General features: G+C 40.7%; 24 protein-coding genes. All 24 read left to right on the top strand.

The window, feature by feature from the left end; all coding sequences use genetic code 11:
• Window positions 1-38: 38 nt before the first annotated feature.
• The 24 genes from rimM to fliJ all read left to right on the top strand — a co-directional run bounded on the left by rimM (window position 39) and on the right by fliJ (window position 23073).
• Window positions 39-554 carry a ribosome maturation factor RimM gene (gene rimM / locus ACFPZG_RS09885; RefSeq protein ID WP_283731703.1) on the top strand — a complete coding sequence of 172 codons (516 nt, stop codon included), beginning with the start codon at window positions 39-41 and terminating at the stop codon, window positions 552-554.
• A complete protein-coding gene (gene trmD / locus ACFPZG_RS09880; RefSeq protein ID WP_283734623.1) occupies window positions 554-1294 on the top strand; it encodes a tRNA (guanosine(37)-N1)-methyltransferase TrmD in 741 nt (246 codons plus the stop codon). The genes rimM and trmD overlap by 1 nt, the downstream gene beginning before the upstream one ends.
• A gap of 503 nt (window positions 1295-1797) precedes the next feature.
• Window positions 1798-2142, top strand: a complete 345-nt coding sequence (gene rplS / locus ACFPZG_RS09875; protein ID WP_283731704.1) for a 50S ribosomal protein L19 — start codon at window positions 1798-1800, stop codon at window positions 2140-2142.
• 520 nt (window positions 2143-2662) lie between these two features.
• A complete protein-coding gene (gene lepB / locus ACFPZG_RS09870; RefSeq protein ID WP_317940116.1) occupies window positions 2663-3220 on the top strand; it encodes a signal peptidase I in 558 nt (185 codons plus the stop codon).
• Window positions 3221-3238: 18 nt separating this feature from the next.
• The gene (gene ylqF / locus ACFPZG_RS09865; RefSeq protein ID WP_317940115.1) at window positions 3239-4120 is read left to right on the top strand and encodes a ribosome biogenesis GTPase YlqF; all 882 of its coding nucleotides are present in this window, start codon (window positions 3239-3241) and stop codon (window positions 4118-4120) included.
• Window positions 4121-4219: 99 nt separating this feature from the next.
• On the top strand, window positions 4220-4999 hold the full coding sequence (locus tag ACFPZG_RS09860) for a ribonuclease HII (protein WP_317940114.1): 780 nt from the start codon (window positions 4220-4222) through the stop codon (window positions 4997-4999).
• Window positions 4996-6624 (top strand): hypothetical protein, encoded by a 1629-nt coding sequence (locus tag ACFPZG_RS09855; protein WP_317940113.1) that lies wholly within the window; start codon window positions 4996-4998, stop codon window positions 6622-6624. Before ACFPZG_RS09860 ends, ACFPZG_RS09855 begins: the two co-directional genes overlap by 4 nt.
• Window positions 6621-6920: an EscU/YscU/HrcU family type III secretion system export apparatus switch protein gene (locus ACFPZG_RS09850; RefSeq protein ID WP_283731707.1), complete on the top strand. Its 300-nt coding sequence runs from the start codon at window positions 6621-6623 to the stop codon at window positions 6918-6920. Before ACFPZG_RS09855 ends, ACFPZG_RS09850 begins: the two co-directional genes overlap by 4 nt.
• A gap of 117 nt (window positions 6921-7037) precedes the next feature.
• On the top strand, window positions 7038-8198 hold the full coding sequence (gene sucC / locus ACFPZG_RS09845; protein ID WP_317940112.1) for an ADP-forming succinate--CoA ligase subunit beta: 1161 nt from the start codon (window positions 7038-7040) through the stop codon (window positions 8196-8198).
• Between the two features lie 18 nt (window positions 8199-8216).
• Window positions 8217-9119 (top strand): succinate--CoA ligase subunit alpha, encoded by a 903-nt coding sequence (sucD, locus tag ACFPZG_RS09840; protein ID WP_283731708.1) that lies wholly within the window; start codon window positions 8217-8219, stop codon window positions 9117-9119.
• A gap of 70 nt (window positions 9120-9189) precedes the next feature.
• Window positions 9190-10065: a DNA-processing protein DprA gene (dprA, locus tag ACFPZG_RS09835; RefSeq protein WP_283731709.1), complete on the top strand. Its 876-nt coding sequence runs from the start codon at window positions 9190-9192 to the stop codon at window positions 10063-10065.
• Between the two features lie 181 nt (window positions 10066-10246).
• Window positions 10247-12322 carry a type I DNA topoisomerase gene (gene topA / locus ACFPZG_RS09830; protein WP_317940111.1) on the top strand — a complete coding sequence of 692 codons (2076 nt, stop codon included), beginning with the start codon at window positions 10247-10249 and terminating at the stop codon, window positions 12320-12322.
• Window positions 12323-12669: 347 nt separating this feature from the next.
• Window positions 12670-13572 (top strand): tyrosine recombinase XerC, encoded by a 903-nt coding sequence (gene xerC / locus ACFPZG_RS09825; RefSeq protein ID WP_283731710.1) that lies wholly within the window; start codon window positions 12670-12672, stop codon window positions 13570-13572.
• 9 nt (window positions 13573-13581) lie between these two features.
• Window positions 13582-14127 carry an ATP-dependent protease subunit HslV gene (hslV, locus tag ACFPZG_RS09820; RefSeq protein ID WP_317940244.1) on the top strand — a complete coding sequence of 182 codons (546 nt, stop codon included), beginning with the start codon at window positions 13582-13584 and terminating at the stop codon, window positions 14125-14127.
• The gene (gene hslU / locus ACFPZG_RS09815) at window positions 14124-15527 is read left to right on the top strand and encodes an ATP-dependent protease ATPase subunit HslU (protein WP_317940110.1); all 1404 of its coding nucleotides are present in this window, start codon (window positions 14124-14126) and stop codon (window positions 15525-15527) included. The genes hslV and hslU overlap by 4 nt, the downstream gene beginning before the upstream one ends.
• A gap of 80 nt (window positions 15528-15607) precedes the next feature.
• Window positions 15608-16384, top strand: coding sequence for a GTP-sensing pleiotropic transcriptional regulator CodY (gene codY, locus ACFPZG_RS09810; RefSeq protein WP_283731711.1), 777 nt, complete (start codon window positions 15608-15610; stop codon window positions 16382-16384).
• Between the two features lie 307 nt (window positions 16385-16691).
• Window positions 16692-17084, top strand: a complete 393-nt coding sequence (gene flgB, locus ACFPZG_RS09805; protein ID WP_283731712.1) for a flagellar basal body rod protein FlgB — start codon at window positions 16692-16694, stop codon at window positions 17082-17084.
• Between the two features lie 2 nt (window positions 17085-17086).
• On the top strand, window positions 17087-17545 hold the full coding sequence (gene flgC / locus ACFPZG_RS09800) for a flagellar basal body rod protein FlgC (protein ID WP_283731713.1): 459 nt from the start codon (window positions 17087-17089) through the stop codon (window positions 17543-17545).
• Window positions 17546-17563: 18 nt separating this feature from the next.
• Window positions 17564-17872 carry a flagellar hook-basal body complex protein FliE gene (fliE, locus tag ACFPZG_RS09795; RefSeq protein ID WP_283731714.1) on the top strand — a complete coding sequence of 103 codons (309 nt, stop codon included), beginning with the start codon at window positions 17564-17566 and terminating at the stop codon, window positions 17870-17872.
• Between the two features lie 50 nt (window positions 17873-17922).
• Complete coding sequence (gene fliF, locus ACFPZG_RS09790) at window positions 17923-19503, top strand: flagellar basal-body MS-ring/collar protein FliF (RefSeq protein WP_283731715.1); 1581 nt, start codon at window positions 17923-17925, stop codon at window positions 19501-19503.
• Between the two features lie 13 nt (window positions 19504-19516).
• The gene (fliG, locus tag ACFPZG_RS09785; RefSeq protein WP_283731716.1) at window positions 19517-20530 is read left to right on the top strand and encodes a flagellar motor switch protein FliG; all 1014 of its coding nucleotides are present in this window, start codon (window positions 19517-19519) and stop codon (window positions 20528-20530) included.
• On the top strand, window positions 20514-21290 hold the full coding sequence (gene fliH, locus ACFPZG_RS09780; protein ID WP_381426929.1) for a flagellar assembly protein FliH: 777 nt from the start codon (window positions 20514-20516) through the stop codon (window positions 21288-21290). The genes fliG and fliH overlap by 17 nt, the downstream gene beginning before the upstream one ends.
• Window positions 21287-22621, top strand: a complete 1335-nt coding sequence (fliI, locus tag ACFPZG_RS09775) for a flagellar protein export ATPase FliI (protein WP_317940243.1) — start codon at window positions 21287-21289, stop codon at window positions 22619-22621. Before fliH ends, fliI begins: the two co-directional genes overlap by 4 nt.
• Window positions 22621-23073: a flagellar export protein FliJ gene (gene fliJ, locus ACFPZG_RS09770; RefSeq protein WP_317940109.1), complete on the top strand. Its 453-nt coding sequence runs from the start codon at window positions 22621-22623 to the stop codon at window positions 23071-23073. Before fliI ends, fliJ begins: the two co-directional genes overlap by 1 nt.
• Window position 23074: the final 1 nt, after the last annotated feature.

Below are 23074 nucleotides of genomic sequence, written 5' to 3'. Positions count from 1 at the left end.
TTTACGATTATGTTCTGAAAGAAAGGAAGGTGTATTACATGCAATGGTTCAATGTTGGAAAAATCGTCAACACACACGGAATACATGGTGAAGTCAGAGTCATTTCCCGTACCGATTTCCCTGAAGAAAGATACGCTATCGGGAATGAACTTTCTTTATTCATGTCAAATGAAAAAAAACCAATCAAGCTGATTGTTGCAAGTCATCGCCGCCATAAAAACTTTGACCTTCTGACATTTGAGGGTCATATCAATATTAGTGACGTAGAAAAATACAGAGATGGCATATTAAAAGTCTCTGAAAAGCAGCTTGGAGATCTTGAGGAAGGGGAATTCTACTACCACGAGATCGTCGGCTGCACAGTTTATACGGATAAAGGCGAAGAGCTTGGTGAAGTGACTGAAATCATCGAAACAGGTGCCAATGATGTATGGACAGTCACACCAAAAACAGGAAAGCCACATTACATCCCTTATATCGATGACGTGGTTTTAGAGGTAGATATCGAACAAAAACGAATCGTCATCGAACCAATGGAAGGTCTTCTTTCATGATGAAAATAGATGTTCTCTCCTTATTTCCAGAAATGTTCGAAGGGGTCCTGCATTCATCCATCATGAAAAAAGCGCAGGAGAACGAAGCGGTTTCTTTTAAAGTGACCGATTTCAGGGACTTCTCGGGCAACAAGCATCATAAAGTCGACGATTACCCATACGGCGGTGGAGCTGGAATGGTATTAAAGCCTGAACCTTTATTTGCCGCTGTCGAATCACTGGCACTTGATGCATCTAACAAGCCGCGTGTCATTCTGATGTGCCCTCAAGGTGCCACATTCAATCAACAGAAGGCTGAGGAACTTTCAAAGGAAGAACATCTCGTGTTCCTATGCGGGCATTACGAAGGCTACGACGAGCGCATACGCGAGCATCTTGTCACGGACGAGATTTCGCTCGGCGACTTCGTTCTGACTGGCGGAGAAATTGCCTCAATGGCAATCATCGACAGCGTCGTAAGACTCCTACCAAATGTGTTGGGCAATACGGATTCGCCTGTACATGATTCATTCTCGACTGGACTACTCGAACACCCGCAATACACAAGACCTGCCGATTTCAGAGGAATGAAAGTCCCAGATGTCCTTCTATCAGGAAATCACGCCGAAATCGAAAAATGGCGGCAAGAACAGTCATTGAAAAGGACGTTTGAACGAAGAAGAGACCTTTTGGCTAATGCACCATTGACGGAACATCAACAAAAGTACTTAAAACGTTTGTATGAGGAAGAAAATCAATAAAATAACGCATAATAGTGATCAAACACGCATAAAAGCCACGAGAAACGCAGAAATCTGTCGAAAAACGCATAAAGCAGAACTTATGCGTATCTGACGCGATTTATGCGCATCTCACTGACTTTATGCGTGATTGTGGTAGATAGAAAACTTTATTATGAAGTATTTCCGTTGATTGAAGCTAAAGGCGGCGAAGTGCAAAAATGTGCTCTCAACGCTTCGCTTTTGTTCGCAAAAGCCGTTCTTTGTTACGGCTTTTCCTGTGGGATTTAGCGCGAATGGTGAGACCCCGCAGGAGCGAAGCGACGAGGAGGCTCACCCGCGCCCCACGGAAAGCGTCCGCCTGTAGCGTAAATCAACTGTTAGCCTTACTAAATTTCACGCTTGCACAAGCCATTCTAATATGTTATCATCTACTATGTACTTCTATGGGGAGTACAAACTGACTGGTGTTCCGCTGCAAAGGCAAGAAGTGCAAGAGCATCTGTGAATAAGGAGAGAAAATCATGCAAAACATTATTGCAGAAGTAACAAAAGACCAACTTCGTACAGATCATCCTGATTTCCGTCCTGGGGACACTGTCCGCTTGCACGTGAAAATCGTTGAGGGCACGCGTGAGCGTATCCAGCTTTTCGAAGGTGTCGTTATCAAACGTCGTGGAGGCGGAATCAGTGAAACTTTCACAGTTCGTAAAATCTCCAACGGTGTTGGTGTTGAACGTACATTCCCTGTACACACACCAAAAATTGCTAAACTTGAAGTAACTCGTCGTGGTAAAGTACGCCGTGCGAAATTGTACTACCTTCGCAACCTACGCGGAAAAGCTGCACGTATCAAAGAAATCCGATAATATGCAAACGGCGGAGAGTATCTCTCCGCTGTTTCTTTTTGTAGCAAAAGGAGGCCAAAAGAAAATGGTCTCCTTTCTTTTTGTTGTTAACTCCAGGCGCCCCGTGCTTTTGTTTGCATCCAGCTCTGGGTGGCAGCCTGTCGGGTCATAAGTCAGCTCTGCTACACGGCAAAAAAGCGCCTGCATGGATGCAGGTGTGCAGTCGTCGCGACAGGACGTCGCGCACTTAGACTGCCTTCCGCAGCTTTATGCCTGTCGAGGCTAACCGCCACCCTCCGCTTTTGTTTTGCATCCAGCTCTGGGTGGCAGCCTCTCGGGTCATAAGTCAGCTCTGCTACACGGCAAAAAAGCGCCTGCATGGATGCAGGTGTGCAGACGTCGCGACAGGACGTCGCGCACTTAGACTGCCTTCCGCTGCCTTATGCCTGTCGAGGCTAACCGCCACCCTGTGCTTTTGTTTTTGCCTGAAATATGATAAAACGGTACAATAGCTATAGTAGTTCGGCGGGAGGCTTTGACGATGAATGAGGAAAAGAAGAAAAATGAAACATGGGAATGGATTAAAGCGCTATTAATCGCGTTCGGGTTGGCAGCAGTCATTCGAATATTTCTATTTACACCAATTGTAGTAGACGGTATTTCAATGATGCCGACACTTGAGCATGGAGATAAAATGATCGTAAACAAAATCGGTTACACACTTGGTAAACCCGATCGTTTCGATATTGTCGTCTTCCATGCCCCTGAAAAAAAGGATTATATTAAACGGGTCATCGGGCTTCCTGGAGACAAGGTTGAATACCGGGATGATATTTTATATATCAATGATGTACCACAGGAAGAACCTTATCTTGACCAATACAAAGCAGAGGTCACAGACGGCCCATTAACTGAAGATTTTACTCTTGAAGAGAAAATTGATAGGATGACCGTACCGGAAGGTCATGTTTTCGTTATGGGAGATAATCGCCGAAAAAGTAAGGATTCGAGACATATCGGAGCGGTTCCTATCGATGAAATCATAGGAAGTACAAAATTTGTTTTTTGGCCAATCGCAGATTTCGGATTGGTGGAGTAAAGAAAGGGGTTGAGTACATTGACGATTCAATGGTTTCCCGGCCATATGGCCAAAGCAAGACGGGAAGTTACGGAACAATTGAAACTTGTCGATATCGTATTTGAATTGATAGACGCCAGATTACCCCTTTCATCAAGGAATCCAATGATTGACGAGGTTATTCAACAAAAACCGAGATTATTGATATTAAATAAGATGGATCTTGCGGATGAAAAAGAGACAGACCGCTGGATTAAACACTTTGAAGCAGAAGGTATTCGGGCTGTCGCTATCAATTCATTTGAAGGAAAAGGCCTACAAACGGTGACGAAGGCGGCAAAGGAGATACTGGCACCGAAAATTGAGCGTATGAAAAAAAGAGGTATCCGACCTGGAGCCATCCGTGCAATGATTGTCGGAATTCCGAATGTCGGTAAATCAACATTAATAAATCGTTTGGCGAAGAAAAATATAGCTAAAACGGGAAATAAGCCAGGTGTAACAAAAGCACAGCAATGGATCAAGTTTGAAAAAGAACTTGAATTATTGGATACCCCAGGAATTCTATGGCCGAAATTCGAAGATCAAGCGGTCGGGTACAAACTTGCCTTAACAGGCGCGATTAAAGATACAGTTGTTAATATGGAAAACCTTGCTGTATACGGACTGCGTTTTTTAGAAACGCATTATCCCGATCGGCTCGAAAAACGATATGGCATAAAAACGGTTGGAGAAGATATCCAAGCGGTCTTCAATACGATAGGTGAGTCCCGCAAGGCGTATATTCAAGGCGGGGAAATTGATTATGACAAAGTAGCTGAATTGATTGTGTTGGACATACGCAGCGAACTGTTAGGCAAGTTAACATTCGATTTTACAGACGAGAACAAAGAGGAAATGGTCGATAACGTTACGGAATAATTCCGTGACAATCGGCCTTTTTCTATTAAGGGCAATAAACGTAGCGCTGCTTTTGCCGATAAAAAAGATAAGGCGATATACATATAAAAGGGGAAAAACATGAAAACGATAAAAGAAATCTCCGAGCGATTAAAATCAACAGAAATACCTCAACAATGGATGAAGGAACTTGAAACCGATCATCGTATCGGTGTGAAAACGGAGTTGGAACGCTGGTATCGAAAATTTGAGAAGAAACAGCAATTGAAAAAAATGCTACAAGAAAAAATCGACTTTGATGATAGCTATAAGGTAGCCGATACGGAATTGGTTGCGGGTGTAGATGAGGCGGGACGTGGGCCTTTAGCGGGTCCCGTTGTTTGCGCCGCTGTTATTTTGCCGGACGAAGTAGACTGTCTTTTAGGTCTTGATGATTCAAAAAAGACGCCAAAGCAGGAAAGGAATCGTCTAGCATCCTTGATAAAAGAAATTGCAGTTAGTTATTCAATACATATTCAATCAGCGGAACGGATAGATTCCGTGAATATTTATGCTGCGACGAGGGAATCGATGGAGACAGCTGTAAATAATTTATCTGTCTATCCATCGATTGTTTTGGCAGATGCAATGGCACTTAAAGTTAACTGCCGTTGTGAATCAATTATTAAAGGGGATGCACAAAGTCTTGCGATAGCAGCTGCCTCTATATTGGCAAAGACGACAAGGGATGATTTGATGGACGAGCTTGATACTTGTTACCCAATGTATCAATTCAAAAAGAATGCAGGGTACGGTACGCCAGAGCACGTTGAAGCTCTCCGTATCCATGGGCCGTGTGCACAGCATAGGAAAACTTTTGAGCCTGTAAAATCGATATTGGAAGGTGTGATGGAGAGGTGAGTCATCCATCGATTCAGAGATTGATGAATCAGACTGTTACCACAACCTCAAAAGCCCAGCCATTACGTGAAGGGCAAATGTTTCATGGGCAGATAAAACAACTTTACAAAGGGCAGATGGCTGAAGTGCAAATTGGTGATCAGAAATTGATGGCCCGACTGGAAGTACCGATGAAGGCGGGAGATGCATATTTCTTCCAGGTAAAATCTGTTGAACCGGAACTGCAATTAAAGGTTATTACAGGTCCTTTAAATGAAACGGATACAAGGGCAAAACAACTAATAAATTTGATGGAGTCAATGCAACTCCCAAAACAAGCGGAAATGCAAACTTTATTGAACCATTTTATGAATCGAAAATTACCTGTATCCCGTGAAAATCTCATAGGCGCGGCCCAACTCATGAAATCTGTACCTCCTACTATTCAGGGGGAAGCGTTGCACTCAATTCAGCGTCTGATTGAATTGAAATTGCCATTAAGTGATCTTAACTTTAAAACATTCGTTGGAATTGAAACCAAAGAAGGATTTCACGGTGTTTTAGACTTGCTTAAAACAGCGTTAATTGACGACTTGGGAGTTTCGCCACAACTAAAAGAGAGCATAATAGGAACTTCAGATACATTGGGAAGATTTACGCACTTGGCTTCGGAAAGAGTGTTAGTTAGTGAGGTATTGATAAAACTAATAGATGGAAAAGCTCCACTGGCGGAAAGATCTCAATTGTTGGGCATGATGAAGACATCCGGTGTTCTTCCTCCCGTAATAACACTTGCGAATCTACAAGAATTGGTTAATGAAGAATCTGGTTCAGAAAATTTGCGTGCAACTTTGGAACAAACCCGTTCTATGCCGTTTAGTACAGATGTGGCGTCAAAGTTAGGTGAGTTCTTACAGCACGTGGCTAAGAGTAATGGCATTCGTGATTTGTATCTCATGATGGAGCAATCACCCCTTCCTGTTGCAAAAGAATTAATCAGAATTTCAAATTCAGTGGTTGAACAATCCATAGACGGAAATGTAATGAAGGAAGCAATGCAAAAACTATTCAATTCTTTAGGATTTAATTACGAAGCGGAATTATTACGGCAGGAGCCGGATTTCAAAAAGATAGCAGACATGTTAAAGCCGCAATTGATTTCCTTGTTGAATGACACTGAAATTTCTCCTGCTCTAAAGGGAGTCGCAGAATTTGCATTGGCTCGCATGAATGGTTCACTTTTGCATACTGGTGAAGCAGGTGTGAACCAACAGATTATTATGCAATTCCCGCTTGAGTTTTTAGGAAAACGTATAGATGCAACATTGCAATGGAATGGAAGAATGAAGGATGACGGAAAAATCGATCCAGAATATGCAAGGATTATGTTTTACCTTGACTTGGATTCGATTAAGGAAACAGTTATTGATATGCAGGTACAAAATAGAATTGTGGCTGTCACAGTTTTCAATGATGATGAAAGGTTAAAGGCTATCGGAAGCGTTTTTCAGGACAAATTGAAGAGTGGACTTGAATCGGCAGACTATAAATTATCTGGCGTCTCTTTTAAAAAACTTGCAAAAGAAGAAGGCTTAAAAAAGATTCAGTCGAAGATAGATTTTCAAGGAGTTGACCTTCGGATATGATGGAAAATAAGAATATGAGAAAAGGTGCAATTGCACTTTCATATGATCCCAATGTCGAGGAGGCACCAAAAATAATTGCTAAGGGCAAAGGTATGATAGCCCAAAATATTATTGAAAAAGCAAAGGAGCACGACATACCGATACAAGAAGACGCAACTTTGGTGGCGTTATTGGGTCAACTTGACGTGAACGAAACGATTCCAGAACAGCTATATCAAGCCGTAGCAGAGGTGTTTGCCTACATTTACCATATTGATAGAAACCATGGTGTATCAAAGAAAAATATCGTAAAATGATGAACTCTGTCAAAAAATACACAAAAAGCGCATACAATTGTGGACATTAATTTACATCTTTACTACAATGGATACGGCAGTAAATTATGAGCTACAAGTTCGAATGGAGGATGTAAGATGAATATCCATGAATATCAAGGTAAGCAGCTGCTTAGAGATTATGGCGTTGCTGTTTCAAACGGTCGGGTAGCATTCTCACCCGATGAAGCTGTAAAAGCGGCGAAAGAGCTCGGAACTGACGTCATCGTCGTCAAAGCACAAATCCATGCTGGCGGGCGTGGTAAAGCGGGCGGCGTTAAAATCGCTAAAAATCTTGACGAAGTGCGTGAATACGCAAAAGAGCTTCTTGGTAAAACTCTTGTAACCCATCAAACAGGTCCAGAAGGTAAAGAAATTAAAAGACTTCTTATCGAAGAAGGATCCGATATTAAAAAAGAATACTATATTGGCCTTGTAGTTGACCGCGCTACTGATCGTGTTACGTTAATGGGATCTGAAGAAGGCGGAATGGACATCGAGGAAGTTGCTGAAAAAACACCTGAAAAAATCTTTAAAGAAGTTATCGATCCTATCGTCGGCTTGACAGGTTTCCAAGCTAGACGTATGGCATTCAACATGAACATCCCAACACATCTTGTAAACAAGGCAGCGAAATTCATGCTTGGCCTTTATCAAGTGTTTGTTGAAAAAGATGCTTCCATCGTAGAAATCAATCCACTTGTCGTTACAAGTAATGATGATGTATTGGCGTTGGATGCAAAATTCAACTTTGACGCAAACGCGTTATATCGTCATAAAGACATTGTCGAATTACGCGATTTCGATGAAGAAGACGCAAAAGAAATCGAAGCATCGAAATACGACCTTAGCTATATTTCTTTAGATGGCAATATCGGCTGCATGGTTAACGGTGCCGGCCTTGCTATGGCTACGATGGATACAATCAATTACTACGGCGGAGCACCCGCAAACTTCCTTGACGTTGGGGGCGGTGCGACTGCTGAGAAAGTTACTGAAGCATTCAAAATCATCCTGTCCGACGAAGCTGTTAAAGGAATTTTCGTTAACATTTTCGGTGGTATCATGAAATGTGACGTTATCGCAGAAGGTGTTATTGCAGCTGCGAAAGAAGTCGGACTTCAAGTACCATTAGTCGTACGTTTGGAAGGTACAAATGTGGACAAAGGTAAAGCTTTATTGAACGAATCTGGTTTGAATATCATCGCTGCTGACACAATGGCAGACGGTGCACAAAAGATTGTTGAACTCGTAGGCTAAGAAAGGCAGGGACAAACGATGGCTATTTATATTAATAAAGATACAAAAGTGATTGTACAAGGTATCACAGGTTCTACAGCTCTTTTCCATACAAAGCAAATGCTTGAGTATGGCACGAAAATTGTTGGTGGAGTTACTCCAGGAAAAGGCGGAACAGAAGTTGAAGGTGTTCCTGTTTTCAACACTGTTGAAGAAGCGGTTAAAGCAACAGGCGCAAACGTATCCGTCATCTATGTTCCAGCTCCTTTTGCAGCGGATGCGATTCTTGAAGCAGTCGATGCAGAATTGGATATGGCAATCTGTATTACTGAACACATTCCAGTTATTGATATGATTAAAGTTAAACGCTATATGGAAGGTAAGAAAACCCGTCTTGTTGGGCCGAACTGCCCTGGTGTCATCACTGCTGATGAATGCAAGATTGGTATTATGCCTGGCTACATCCATACAAAAGGCCATGTCGGTGTCGTTTCCCGTTCTGGGACATTGACTTATGAAGCAACTCACCAATTAAGCCAAGCTGGTATCGGTCAAACAACTGCAGTCGGAATCGGTGGAGACCCTGTAAACGGTACGAATTTCATCGATGTTCTTAAGGCGTTCAATGAAGACCCTGAAACATATGCGGTTGTCATGATCGGTGAAATCGGTGGTACTGCTGAGGAAGAGGCTGCTGAGTGGGTTAAGGCTAACATGACTAAACCTGTTGTTGGCTTCATCGGTGGTCAAACTGCACCTCCAGGAAAACGTATGGGCCACGCTGGCGCAATCATTTCCGGTGGTAAAGGTACTGCAGCTGAAAAGATCAAAGCAATGAACGCAGCAGGTATCGAAGTTGCAGACACACCATCCGTAATCGGCGAAACATTGATTAAAGTTTTGAAAGAAAAAGGGCTTTACGAACAATGTAAAACTCATTAATTCATAGTACGGCATGCAGGTAAAACTGCATGCTGTTCTTTTGCATTTACGCATCTAAAGGAGGAACCAAATGGAAATTACTGAAGTTGACAAAAGACTACTTGCTTTACATTATGTATATCCTGTGCCTTTCAATAAATTAAGTGAAATAATGAGGAATGATCCGGATCTCGAACTTCTTTTTAACTATTATGCAAGTGACCTAGCGAGGCTGCTGCAAATCCCCGAAATTAAAGCAGTCCGTCTGAAAGAACAGCTTGTACTTCATGAAAAAACCCCCTTTCATCTACTTTATCATCAAGAAAACATCATACCCATACCAATAACGAATAAGAACTATCCGCAGTCATTAAAATTGTTAGTTGATCCTCCAACTGTTCTATATTTAAGAGGAATGACAAGCGTTTTGAAGGCGTCGTTAAAAGTCGCCATAATTGGCTCGAGAAAAGCAACAGATTACTCTAAAAAAGCACTTTCTTTCATTGTACCTCCACTTGTCGATAAGGGGGCAGTCATTGTTTCCGGGCTTGCGAAAGGTGCCGATACAATGGCACATGAATCGGCAATTCAATATGGCGGTAAAACAATTGCGGTTTTAGGTCATGGATTGTTTCATTTGTATCCTTATGCCAATAGACATCTCGCTCAAGAAATAGCAAAAAAACATTTATTATTAACTGAATACCCACCCTATATGAAACCGGCGAAATGGACATTTCCGATGCGCAATCGAATTATAAGTGGACTATCAGAATCTGTGATTATAACTGAATCAAATGAGAAAAGCGGAACGATGAGCACAGTAGACCACGCTCTTGAACACGGGAAGGCCATTTACGCCGTTCCGGGGCCAATTACATCGTCTTTATCGCTTGGGCCGAATAAATTGATTGTACAGGGCGCTAAACCCATCTGGAACGGCTTTCAAGTGTTCGAAATGAGCTAGCTGAAAACATGTAAATTCCAATCATTGTACTGAAAAGGTTGATTTTATCTCAAATCTGTTATACATTTTGCATCAGATATTCTTTTGAGTCTGTATTCACCAGTAGTGAGAATGGGCAAGGATAAACAACAACCAATTTTGGTGAATAAATAGGATACCTCTATGAGGAGGAACATAGCAAATGGCAGATTATTTAGTAATTGTCGAATCTCCAGCAAAGGCGAAGACAATTGAGCGTTATTTAGGAAAAAAGTATAAAGTACGTGCATCTATCGGTCATTTAAGGGATTTGCCACGCAGCCAAATGGGCGTGGACACCGAAAATAATTATGAACCGAAATATATTACAATACGCGGAAAAGGTCCGATTCTCCAAGAATTGAAAAAAGATGCGAAAAAAGCGAAGAAAATATTCCTCGCAGCTGACCCCGACAGAGAAGGGGAGGCAATTGCTTGGCATCTGGCCCATCAATTGGGAGTTGATATCGATTCGGACTGTCGTGTAGTATTTAATGAAATTACGAAGGATGCTATTAAAGAATCTTTTAAAAGCCCAAGACCGATAGATATGAATCGTGTAGATGCTCAACAGGCAAGAAGGATTTTAGACAGACTTGTAGGCTATAATATTAGCCCAATCCTTTGGAAGAAAGTTAAAAAAGGATTATCGGCCGGTAGAGTACAATCTGTTGCATTACGATTAATAATTGATCGTGAGAATGAGATAAAGGCTTTTGTGCCAGAGGAATACTGGAGCATAGTTGGAGAGTTTACTAAAAACGGGAAAAAATTTGAGGCTTCTTTTTATGGCGATGCTAAGAAAAAATTGAAGCTCGAAAATAAGGAACAGGTCGATGAGATCCTATCAAAAATGTCTGGCGAAGAATTCGAAGTCGTAAACCTTGTTAAAAAGGAAAGAAAAAGGAATGCTGCACCACCTTTCACTACTTCTTCTCTCCAGCAGGAAGCGGCACGCAAGTTGAATTTCAGAGCACGTAAGACTATGATGCTTGCACAACAGTTGTATGAAGGTATCAATACAGGAAAAGAAGGAATTGTTGGACTCATCACATATATGAGAACGGATTCTACCCGTATTTCCGAAGGGGCCAAAGCAGAGGCTGCCTCTTTTATCGAAACAATGTACGGGAAAGAATACATTTCAACTACAAAGACGAAGGCCAAGGAATCGGCCAATTCCCAAGATGCGCATGAAGCAGTGAGACCAACATCAGTTATGAGACCACCTGAGGCGATGAAAGCGTTTTTATCCCGTGACCAGCTTAGATTATATAAATTGATTTGGGAGCGCTTTGTGGCGAGTCAGATGGCCCAAGCTGTTCTTGATACTGTTACAGCTGATCTGATGAACGGAGAAGTTAAGTTCAGAGCGACGGGATCAGAAGTTAAATTCCCTGGATTTATGAAAGTCTATATTGAGGGGGACGACGATCAGCAAGAGGAAAAGGATCGGATATTACCCCCGCTTGAAATAGGCGAGCTTATTAAAGGTGAAGATATTGATCCGAAGCAGCATTTCACGCAGCCACCTCCGCGGTATTCTGAAGCGAGGCTTGTTAAGACCCTTGAGGAGCTTGGAATTGGGAGACCATCGACATATGCGCCGACACTTGATACGATTCAAAAACGTGGTTATGTCACATTGGACGCCAAACGTTTTGTGCCGACCGAGCTTGGTGAAATTGTCCATCAAGCTATGAATCAATACTTCCCGGACATCATAAACGTTGAATTTACTGCGGAGATGGAAAAAAGTCTGGATGATGTTGAAGAAGGCGAAGTTCAGTGGAAGCAGGTCATAGATGAATTTTATAAGGAATTTGAAAAGCATCTAAAAGTAGCTGAAGAGGAAATGGAGAAAATTGAAATCAAAGATGAGCCAGCAGGAGAAGACTGTGAAAAATGCGGTTCACCAATGGTATTCAAAATGGGACGCTACGGTAAATTTATGGCATGCTCAAACTTTCCGGATTGTAGAAATACTAAAGCGATCATTAAGCCAATCGGAGTCACTTGTCCATCTTGTAAAGAGGGGCAAGTTGTCGAAAGAAAGAGTAAAACGAAGAGGATATTCTTTGGATGTGACCGCTATCCAGAATGTGAATATGTTTCTTGGGATAAACCGATATCGAGGCCGTGTCCTAAGTGTCAAAGTACCTTAGTCGAAAAACGACTTAAAAAAGGTGTTCAAATTCAATGTACGGAATGTGATTACAAAGAGGATGCACAAGAGTAATCAATGGGCACTGATTTTAAATTGTTGTTAAGAGGCTGCGCAATGTGGAAATAATTCACATTGTGCAGTTTTTCATGTTACAACTACGATAATTTGAACAAATTGTGTCAAAATAAAGATGAGTTCACGAGATGTCAGACTTCCTAAGACGATTCTGTTGCCGAAGTGGCGAAAGGGTTGTATAGTGAATCGTGGACGACTTTCGAATTACACGATTAGTCCTCCAATTCGATTAATTAGATCGAGAATGTAATCTATTTTTAAAAAACAAAGAAGAACCACTATTCAAACATGTTCTAATTTTGTTATAATTAACAAGGTGATTCATTATGGGGGTGAACCACTTAATGCAGCAAAATGAGATGTCTATTATTCTTGACGAGTATATATCCTATATTCGACTGGAAAAGAACTATTCGTCGTTAACTGTTTCGGAATACAGCAATGATATCCGGGAGTTTTTTTCTTTTTTAGGTCAAGAAGGAATTGTAGACTTAGACAAAGTCGAGTACCCAGAGGCAAGATTATATGTAACAAGACTGTACGATCGCGGTTTATCAAGAATGACAATTTCCCGAAAAATTTCGTCGATACGTTCGTTATATAAATTTGGAAATGCTCGATTCGGGATAAATGATAGTGCATTCCGTTTGTTAAACCACCCAAAGAAGGAACAGCGGCTTCCGGCTTTTTTTTATGAAGAAGAACTGGAAATGCTGTTCACATCTTGCAATGGTGAAGATCCAAAATCACTTCGCAATCTTGCCCTCCTTGAATTGCTTTATGCAACTGGCATACGGGTAAGTGAATTGACATTCATCAGACTTGCAGATATCGATAATTCACTTGGGATTATCAAGGTGATGGGTAAAGGTAGGAAGGAACGTTATGTACCTTATGGAAGTTTTGCCCAGACAGCTTTGGAATCCTATTTGGAGAAAAGTCGTCCTATATTGATGAAGAAGCAAAACCATCAATCCTTGTTTGTTAATTTACGTGGTGAACCGATTACTGATAGTGGTGTTCGTCATGTCTTAAACAAAATGATGGAGGTAGCTGCAATTCATGGTAAGATTCATCCGCATATGATCCGCCATTCGTTTGCGACACATTTGCTCTCAAATGGGGCGGATATACGGACAGTTCAGGAACTTCTTGGCCATAGTCATTTATCTTCGACACAAGTGTATACGCATATTACAAAAGAACACTTGCGGAAAGTATATATGAAGACACATCCGCGAGCGTAGGAGGATGAGCTGATGGAATTTCATGCCACCACGATATTTGCTGTAAGGCATAATGGTGTTTGTGCAATGTCAGGTGATGGGCAAGTGACGATGGGGGAATCCGTTGTCATGAAGAATACTGCGAAAAAGGTAAGAAGACTCTTTGGAGACAAAATCCTCGCAGGCTTTGCAGGTTCGGTTGCCGATGCCTTTACCCTTTTTGAACTTTTCGAAGGTAAATTGGGTGAATTTAATGGAAACCTTGAGCGTGCGGCAGTTGAAGTTGCAAAAGAATGGCGAGGAGACCGTATCCTAAGAAAATTGGAGGCACTACTTTTAGTTGCCGATAAGGACAGGATTTTACTTGTTTCGGGTACGGGCGAAGTTATTGAGCCTGATGACGGTATCCTTGCTATTGGGTCCGGTGGAAACTATGCGTTGGCTGCAGGACGTGCGTTGAAAAAGTATAGTGGCGATTCACTTACCGCTGAAGAGATTGCAAGGGCGGCACTTGAAACTGCCGCAGAAATATGTGTCTACACAAATGATCGAATTATTGTGGAGGTACTAAAATGAACAAAAAAAAGGAAATGACACCACGCGAGCTTACTGCATTCCTTGATCGCTATATTGTTGGCCAAGACGCAGCTAAAAAGGCTGTTGCGGTTGCAATGCGGAATAGATATCGAAGAAGTCTTTTGACGGATGAAGAGAAAAGTGAAATCATACCGAAAAATATTTTGATGATTGGACCTACTGGAGTGGGGAAGACTGAAATAGCAAGAAGAATTGCGAAATTAGTGAACGCTCCATTCGTCAAGGTAGAGGCGACCAAGTTTACAGAAGTCGGATATGTTGGCAGAGATGTCGAGTCGATGGTTAGAGATTTGACTGAAGTCGGTGTCAGAATCGTCCGTGAAGAAATGCGAGAATCTGTGAGGGGTCAGGCTGAAAAGCTTGCAGAAGAGCGGCTTGTCGAGTTGTTAGTCCCGGAACGGAAACGAAAAGGGAATATGCAAAACCCTTTTGAAATGCTTTTCGGACAAAAGGCTGATGAAGAGGAAAAGGATTCAGTGGAGCAAGTTGAAATTGGCCGAAAACGCTCGGAAATTTCAAGTAGGCTTGCTGCAGGGGAGTTAGAAGAGGAAATGATTACGGTCGAAGTCTCTTCCCAACAACCTTCGATGTTTGACGCGCTCCAAGGTTCGGGAATGGAACAAATGGGGGCGAGTATGCAAGATGCATTCTCTTCTCTAATGCCGAAAAAAACGATGAAACGAAAAATGAAGGTGAGGGATGCAAGGAAAATCCTTCAAGCAGAAGAAGCGGATAAACTAATTGATACTGATGAAATAGCAAGAAAAGCAGTTGAAGCAGTTGAACAACAAGGTATTATCTTCATCGATGAAATGGATAAAATCGCTAGTCGTGGCAATAGTGGCGGTTCTTCTGCAGATGTTTCAAGAGAAGGTGTACAAAGAGACATTCTTCCAATTGTGGAGGGCTCAACCGTTACTACGAAATACGGCCCTGTTAAAACGGATTTTATCCTGTTTATCGCGGCAGGCGCTTTTCATATGTCTAAACCATCGGATATCATTCCAGAGCTTCAGGGGCGTTTCCCGATTCGAGTAGAGCTTGATAAACTGACAAAAGATGACTTTTTCAGGATATTGAAAGAACCAGATTTTTCGTTGATCACTCAATATCAAAGATTATTGGCGACAGAAAACGTCAATATTGAATTTACAGAGGATGCGATTGAGCGTATCGCTGAAATTGCATATGATGTGAATGACAATACGGAAAATATCGGTGCTCGTCGATTGCATACCATTTTGGAAAAATTACTTGAGGAACTATCCTATGAAGCAGCTGAAATTGGACCGACCACAATTAAAATTACGTTGGCATATGTCGATGAAAAGATGAAAAACATCATAAAAAACAAAGATTTGTCACATTTTATCCTTTAATTGAGTCGTTTTACTTTATTTAACGATTAAAAAGCTTTAGAATATTCATAAATGCACGGAAACCTAAGGAGGAAATAGTAATGGCTTTACTAACTAAAACAAGAAAAATCAACGCAATGTTACAAGAATCAGCAGGGAAATCTGTTAACTTTAAGGAAATGGCGGAAAAGTTAAGTTCAGTTATTGAATGTAATGCTTTCATCGTCAGCCGTAAAGGTAAACTACTTGGACTAGAAATTCATCAACAAATCGAAAATGAGCGTTTGAAACAAATGTTTGAAGATCGTAAATTCCCTGAGGAATATACAAAAAAACTTTTCGAAGTGAACGAAACATCTTCCAATATTGACGTTTACAGTGATTACACAGTATTTCCTGAAGAAGAACGTGAACTCTTTAAGGAAGGCCTAACTACTGTTGTTCCAATTATTGGTGGTGGAGAACGCCTTGGTACACTAATTCTTGCTCGATTACAACAAGAGTTCACTGAAGATGATCTTATCCTTGCTGAATACGGCGCTACAGTTGTTGGTATGGAAATTCTTCGTGAAAGAGCAGAAGAAATTGAAATCGAAGCACGTAGTAAGGCTGTCGTTCAAATGGCGATCAACTCGCTTTCTTATAGCGAACACGAAGCAATTGAACATATTTTCAATGAGCTTAATGGTAACGAGGGACTACTTGTTGCTTCAAAAATTGCAGACAGAGTTGGAATAACACGTTCAGTTATCGTAAATGCTTTACGTAAACTTGAAAGTGCTGGTGTAATTGAATCACGTTCCCTTGGTATGAAAGGAACGTATATCAAAGTCCTTAACAGTAAATTCCTTGAAGAACTTGAAAACCAAAAGAATTAATTAAATCCTGATAACACTTTCGCATTATTTTGCGGAAGTGTTATTTTTATGAAAAGAAATATGGGAAAAAATATTAAATGATAGGTTCATATTTGAAGGAGCCGAAGTAATAGTCCTATAAGTTAGTTTTTACCTATGTCTAATGTATTTAAAAGGGTTGTTTTGTACTATGCTATTTACATTAATATGATAGACAAAGTTCTTCAAAATCCGATACAATAAGACATATATATATATAATTTTATATTTGATAGAAATTAAAACTTGTAATACATAGAGTTAAAAAGATATGAGGTGATTTATAGATATGAATATTTACGGATCCACTATCTCACTCTTGGAACGTGGACTGAATTTTTCATCTGCTAAAGGTAAAGCAATTTCGCAAAATATAGCAAATGTCGACACGCCGAACTATAAAGCGAAGAGTGTTAGTTTTAAAGAACTACTTCACGAATCCAGTACAAGCCCTATAAAAGCATATCGGACGAATGACTTGCACATTGACTTCAATTCGAACGTATCACAAAAAAGTGGGTTCAACAGTTCGGATTTCCGCTATAGGCATAATGGTAATGGAGTAGATATGGAAAAGGAACAAGCGGATCTTGCAGCAAACCAGATTTATTATAATGCGCTTGTCGATCGTTTAAATGGGAAGTTTAATACACTTCAAAACGTTATCAAGGGAGGCCGTTAAGGATGTCAATATTTCAAAGTTTGAACACTTCCGCTTCAGCCTTAACCGCTCAACGTTTAAGGATGGATGTTATTTCCTCGAATATGGCTAATGTTGAAACGACAAGAGGTAAAATGGTAAATGGCGAATGGCAGCCATACCGAAGAAAAACAGTAAGCTTCAAACCTATTGAAGGGCAATTTTCAACAATGTTAAATGCAGCAATAGGAAATAATAAGGGTACTGCGGGTTACGGAGTAACGGTCTCAGCAATTAATGAAGATCTGGAGACTCCGTTTAAACTTGTATTTGATCCAACACACCCCGATGCGAATGAAGATGGCTACGTTCAAATGCCGAACGTAGATCCGTTAAGGGAAATGATTGATCTTATGTCAGCAACAAGATCTTATGAGGCAAATATAACTGTATTAAATGCCAATAAATCTATGCTAATGAAAGCCCTTGAGATAGGTAAATGATAAGGGGAGGGACAACTAATGCCGATACAATCATTAACTGGAATTAACAACACAGCAGGAATGATAAAGGTGAATCAAAGCCTAAAGCCAACACCTTTCGAGGCGCAACAAAGCTTTGGTGCATACTTAAAAGACGCTATCCAGGATGTGAATAGCAAACAAGTTAAATCTGATGAACTAACCCAGAAGCTTATAATGGGTGAAAATGTTGATCTACATAACGTAATGATTACCGCACAAAAAGCTTCAATAGCATTGAACGCTACAATGGAAGTGCGAAACAAAGTAGTGGAAGCCTATCAGGAAATTATTCGGATGCCTGTATAATCCGTCTAATATATGTTTCTTGAACCACGTAAGTAGACCGGGGGATTAGAATGAAAGAAAGATTGACTAAAATTGGAGCTGATTTAAAACGGTTCTGGTCAAGTCGCACCAAACAACAAAAAACTTCATATATCGGGTTTGCGGTGGTGATTGTTGCAATGGCCGCAGTCTTGACATTTTTCTTGTCGAAGACTGACTTTGTTCCGCTTTATAAAGATGTATCGCGTGCTGAAATTGGACGCATTAAGGAAGAGTTGGATGTCCAGGGTATTCCGAACCAAATCGCCCCTGGAGGAACTTCTATCCTTGTGCCAAAAAACCGTGTTGATGAATTACTTGTGACATTGGCAGCGGAAGGGTATCCGAATTCAGGAACAATCGATTATTCATTTTTCTCCCAAAATGCAGGTTTTGGAACGACTGATAATGAATTCAATATGATTAAACTTGCAACGATGCAAACAGAATTGGCTAATTTGATAAAAGGAATTCGTGGTGTTAAGGACGCGCAGGTGATGATCACTTTGCCGACACCAAGTGTTTTTATGAACGAATCTGTTCAAAATGCCACTGCGGCGATTAGGCTGGATACTGAACCTGGTCATCAATTTACAGAACCACAAATAAATGCACTTTATAATCTGGTATCGAAAAGCTTACCGAATTTATCTACAGATGACATCGTAATTATGAACCAGTATTCCGAATACTTTGATCTGAATTCTACTCAATCTTCAGGCACATCTATCGTTAATCAAATGGAATTGAAGAAAGATATAGAAAGAGATTTACAACGGAAAGTGCAAATGATGCTTGGTACTTTAGTTGGTCAAGATAAGGTTATCGTTTCAGTTACAACTGACATTGACTTTAAACAGGAAAATAGACAGGAAAACCTTGTGGACCGTATCGATGAGGATCTTGATAGTCTATCAATCAGTGTACAAAGAATAACAGAGACCTTCTCTGGAAATGGCGCAAATGCGGGAGGCCCTTTGGAGGGAGAAGACCCTACAGATAACCGAACAACCACTGGTGAAGCAGGCACATCAAACGGTGATTATGACCGTTTGGAAGAAACGATCAATAACGAAGTAAATAGAATTCGAAGAGATATTGTTGAAAGTCCTTATAAAATTCGAGACATAGGTATACAGGTAATGGTAGAGCCTCCTGATGTTAACGATGTAGAATCGTTATCAGCTGATGTGCAAACAGATATTAGGTCGATTTTAGAGACAATTATTAGTACTTCAATTGACAAAAGCTACTTACCTTCAGAAATACCTGATAGTTTCTGGGAAAATAAAATCGCTATATCTACACAGATTTTCAACGGTAAAGCAGGCTCTGCAACTCCAATTGAACAGACTACCATCCCATGGTGGGTTTATGGCATCGGTGCCTTTTTACTTATAGTAATTGTCATTCTTGTCTTTGTTTACTTCCGCAAACGCGGACGTTCAACTGAGAATGAAGAAGCAATTATCCAAGAAATGGGAACAGCGACTGACAACAGAACTGCACCTGAAACAGAAGCTTCATTACGAAAAAAATCTCTTGAAAAAATGGCGAAAGATAAGCCAGAAGAGTTTGCAAAGTTATTAAGGTCATGGCTTACTGATGATTGATGGAGAGATGAAAATGGTTAGGAAAGATAAAGAAATGACCGGTAAACAAAAAGCGGCACTTCTTCTCATTTCGCTTGGACCCGAAGTCTCAGCGTCCGTCTATAAGCATTTGACAGAAGAAGAGATTGAAATGTTGACCCTTGAAATCTCCGGTGTAAAAAAAGTAGATTCGACCGTTAAGGAAGAAATCATTGAAGAATTCAATAATATTGCACTTGCTCAAGACTATATTTCGCAAGGTGGAATTGGTTACGCAAAGACGGTGTTGGAAAAGGCATTAGGAAAAGAGCATGCCCTATCCATCATCAATCGTCTAACGACGTCCTTGCAAGTTAGACCGTTTGATTTTGCCCGAAAAGCTGATCCATCACAGGTGCTGAATTTCATTCAAAATGAACATCCGCAGACAATAGCATTAATACTTTCCTACTTGGAAGCTGAGCAGGCTGGAATAATATTGTCATCACTGCCACAGGAAATGCAGGCGGATATCGCTAAAAGAATAGCGACTATGGATTCAACTTCCCCAGAAGTAATCAGTGAGATTGAGTCTGTACTTGAAAGGAAACTTTCTTCTACAGTAACTCAAGATTTCACTGAGACTGGTGGAATAGATGCAGTTGTACAAGTATTGAATGGCGTTGACAGGGCGACAGAAAAAACAATAATGGATGCACTTGAAATCCAGGACCCAGAACTTGCTGAGGAAATACGTAAGAGAATGTTCGTCTTTGAAGATATCGTCACATTGGATAATCGTTCAATTCAACGTATTGTCCGTGAATGCGAAAACGCCGACCTTGTTTTATCACTAAGAGTTTCAAGCGAAGAGGTTAGAGAGGTTCTATTTAAGAATATGTCTCAGCGGATGGCTGAATCTTTCAAAGATGAAATGGAAGTAATGGGACCTGTCCGTCTACGGGATGTAGAGGAAGCACAAGCGAGGATTGTTTCTATTATCCGTAGACTAGAGGAATCCGGTGAAATCATAATTGCACGCGGTGGAGGAGATGACATCATTGTCTAATGTTTATCGTGCTGCAAATACGTTTTCCAAAGAAGGAAATGTAAAAGAAATCACAATAAAGACATTGAATAGATCATCGTTTGATGAAGAACAAGTACTTACACAAGAATCACTTATGATTGAGAGAAATCGACTGTTACAGGATGCCCAAATGAGAATTGAAACCGAAAAGTCTGACTTGGCTCAAATAAGACAAACCGCACTTGAGGATATAGCTGCTATGCAATCTGCGTGGGAACAGGAGAAGACTAACTTACAACAACAAGCTTATGAAGAAGGTTTTCAGCAAGGTTACGAAGAGGGAAGAAATAAATCATTGTCCGATATGAATGAATCCGTGAAAATTGCGAATGAAATTACTGCTAAATCGCATGAAAATGCATTGAAGTATATTGAAGAACAGGAAAAAGTAATCCTTGAAATTGCAATGAAAACGGCCGAGCGGATTTTAGGAACACTGCTTGAAAATGATGAAGAGAAGTTTTTATCAATTGTAAAAAAAGGCTTAAAAGAAGTTAGGGAAATGAAAGAGGTTAAATTGTATGTTTCAATTGCCCACTTTGACTTTATCTCCTCGAACCGTGACGAGTTGATGTCGATATTCCCTCCTGAAGTCCCATTCCTCATATTTGTTAATGACGATTTTGATGTGAACGACTGCATCATTGAAACGAATCAGGGACGGATTGTAGTAAGTGTGGATGAGCAGTTGAACATGCTGAAAGAACAACTATTTGACTTAATGGAAAGTGGTGACTGACATTGAAGAAGGCCAATGAGCTGCTTAATGTCATACCAAAATTAAATTCCCATAGAAAATTTGGGCGAGTCGTCCAGGTAATTGGTTTAATGATAGAATCTCAAGGACCTGAAAGTTCCATCGGTGATGTTTGCCGCATTCATTTGAAAAATGGAAGAAAAGAAAGTTCCGTTGTTTTTGCTGAAGTCGTCGGCTTTCGTGAAGAGATTGTCATTCTTATGCCGTATACCAATATTATGGATATTTCAAGCGGCTGTTTAGTGGAAAGTACCGGAAAACCCCTTGAGGTAAAGGTAGGTATGAACCTAATTGGAAAAGTGCTTGATGCGATGGGGAATCCGATTGATAATAGCGCATTACCAAAAGGACTGTCGACAATCAGGACGGAGCAGGAACCTCCTAACGTCATGACCAGAAAACCAATTAGTGAAAAGTTAGCTGTTGGTGTCAAAGCGATAGACGGCATGCTTGCTGTCGGGAATGGCCAAAGGGTAGGGATCTTTGCAGGTTCGGGAGTGGGTAAGAGTACTTTATTAGGTATGATTGCAAGGAATACGACTGCAGATTTAAACGTTATCGCACTTATTGGAGAAAGGGGACGGGAAGTCCTCGAATTCATTGAGCGGGATCTTGGACCTGAAGGATTAAGTCGAACAATTGTAGTTGCAGCCACTTCCGATCAACCTGCACTTATGCGTATTAAAGGTGCTTTTACAGCTACAGCTATAGCGGAATACTTTCGTAATAAAGGGATGAACGTCATGCTAATGATGGATTCCGTGACACGTGTTGCAATGGCTCAGCGTGAAATTGGGCTTGCAGTTGGAGAACCACCTGCAACTCGAGGCTATACGCCGTCTGTCTTTTCTATTCTTCCAAAATTGCTTGAACGAACAGGAACAAATGAAGTTGGAGCAATTACAGCCTTCTACACGGTTCTCGTAGATGGTGACGATATGAACGAGCCGATTGCGGATGCAGTCAGGGGTATACTGGATGGCCACATTGTATTGGATAGAACACTCGCCAACAAAGGCCAATATCCAGCTATCAATGTATTGAAAAGTGTCAGCCGTCTTATGAATCATATTGCAAGTCAGGAACATATAAAAGCCGCAGAAAAACTCCGCGAACTGTATTACACCTATAACAAATCTGAAGATCTGATTAATATCGGAGCCTATAAACGTGGGACATCAAAAGAAATCGATGAAGCAATTGAATTCGAGCCCCATATAACAAAGTTTTTGAAGCAAAGTTATAACGATAATGTGAGAATGGAAGATAGTATTGAAGAATTGATTTCCCTTGCTTCTGGAGGCGGAGTTTGATGAAACCCTATTTATACAGATTTGAAAAAGTGTTAACGTTTCGGGAGCAGGAAAAAGAAGAAACAGAAGTTGAATATAAAAAATCTGTACATTCTTTCGAAAAGGTTGCAACGGAATTATACGAGTTATTGAAAAAGAAAGAAGACCTTGAATACGATCATCAAAATAAAATGAAACAAGGATTCAACATCAACGATATCCACCTATACACACGTTACTTGGAAAGTATAGAGAAACGGATTTCAATTCTGCAACAATCCGTTATTAAGGCGCGGACAAAAATGAATTGGTTCGAGGAAAAGTTACTTGAAAAGACGATTGAGGTAAAAAAGTTTGAAAAGATGAAGGAAAAGGATCAAGAACATTATCGAGATGAAATGGAACTGCAAGAAGGTCGATTCTTGGATGAGTTGACAACGGCTAAGTTCCATCGAAGAAAAACAGGGTGGTAAT

Source organism: Sporosarcina thermotolerans, assembly GCF_042658975.1.
In the GTDB taxonomy this organism is placed as follows: Bacteria; Bacillota; Bacilli; order Bacillales_A; family Planococcaceae; genus Sporosarcina; species Sporosarcina thermotolerans.
Note: the sequence above shows the minus strand (reverse complement) of the source record. Positions and strands in the feature narration are given on the sequence as shown.

Coding starts and splice junctions, on each gene's coding strand:
- ACFPZG_RS09850 (WP_283731707.1), top strand. CDS start 6,621: ATGATGGAAAATAAGAATATGAGAAAAGGTGCAATTGCACTTTCATAT.
- trmD (WP_283734623.1), top strand. CDS start 554: ATGAAAATAGATGTTCTCTCCTTATTTCCAGAAATGTTCGAAGGGGTC.
- fliH (WP_381426929.1), top strand. CDS start 20,514: ATGACATCATTGTCTAATGTTTATCGTGCTGCAAATACGTTTTCCAAA.
- sucC (WP_317940112.1), top strand. CDS start 7,038: ATGAATATCCATGAATATCAAGGTAAGCAGCTGCTTAGAGATTATGGC.
- ACFPZG_RS09860 (WP_317940114.1), top strand. CDS start 4,220: ATGAAAACGATAAAAGAAATCTCCGAGCGATTAAAATCAACAGAAATA.
- flgB (WP_283731712.1), top strand. CDS start 16,692: ATGAATATTTACGGATCCACTATCTCACTCTTGGAACGTGGACTGAAT.
- fliE (WP_283731714.1), top strand. CDS start 17,564: ATGCCGATACAATCATTAACTGGAATTAACAACACAGCAGGAATGATA.
- fliG (WP_283731716.1), top strand. CDS start 19,517: ATGGTTAGGAAAGATAAAGAAATGACCGGTAAACAAAAAGCGGCACTT.
- xerC (WP_283731710.1), top strand. CDS start 12,670: ATGCAGCAAAATGAGATGTCTATTATTCTTGACGAGTATATATCCTAT.
- rplS (WP_283731704.1), top strand. CDS start 1,798: ATGCAAAACATTATTGCAGAAGTAACAAAAGACCAACTTCGTACAGAT.
- dprA (WP_283731709.1), top strand. CDS start 9,190: ATGGAAATTACTGAAGTTGACAAAAGACTACTTGCTTTACATTATGTA.
- flgC (WP_283731713.1), top strand. CDS start 17,087: ATGTCAATATTTCAAAGTTTGAACACTTCCGCTTCAGCCTTAACCGCT.
- topA (WP_317940111.1), top strand. CDS start 10,247: ATGGCAGATTATTTAGTAATTGTCGAATCTCCAGCAAAGGCGAAGACA.
- sucD (WP_283731708.1), top strand. CDS start 8,217: ATGGCTATTTATATTAATAAAGATACAAAAGTGATTGTACAAGGTATC.
- lepB (WP_317940116.1), top strand. CDS start 2,663: ATGAATGAGGAAAAGAAGAAAAATGAAACATGGGAATGGATTAAAGCG.
- hslU (WP_317940110.1), top strand. CDS start 14,124: ATGAACAAAAAAAAGGAAATGACACCACGCGAGCTTACTGCATTCCTT.
- fliF (WP_283731715.1), top strand. CDS start 17,923: ATGAAAGAAAGATTGACTAAAATTGGAGCTGATTTAAAACGGTTCTGG.
- codY (WP_283731711.1), top strand. CDS start 15,608: ATGGCTTTACTAACTAAAACAAGAAAAATCAACGCAATGTTACAAGAA.
- fliJ (WP_317940109.1), top strand. CDS start 22,621: ATGAAACCCTATTTATACAGATTTGAAAAAGTGTTAACGTTTCGGGAG.
- rimM (WP_283731703.1), top strand. CDS start 39: ATGCAATGGTTCAATGTTGGAAAAATCGTCAACACACACGGAATACAT.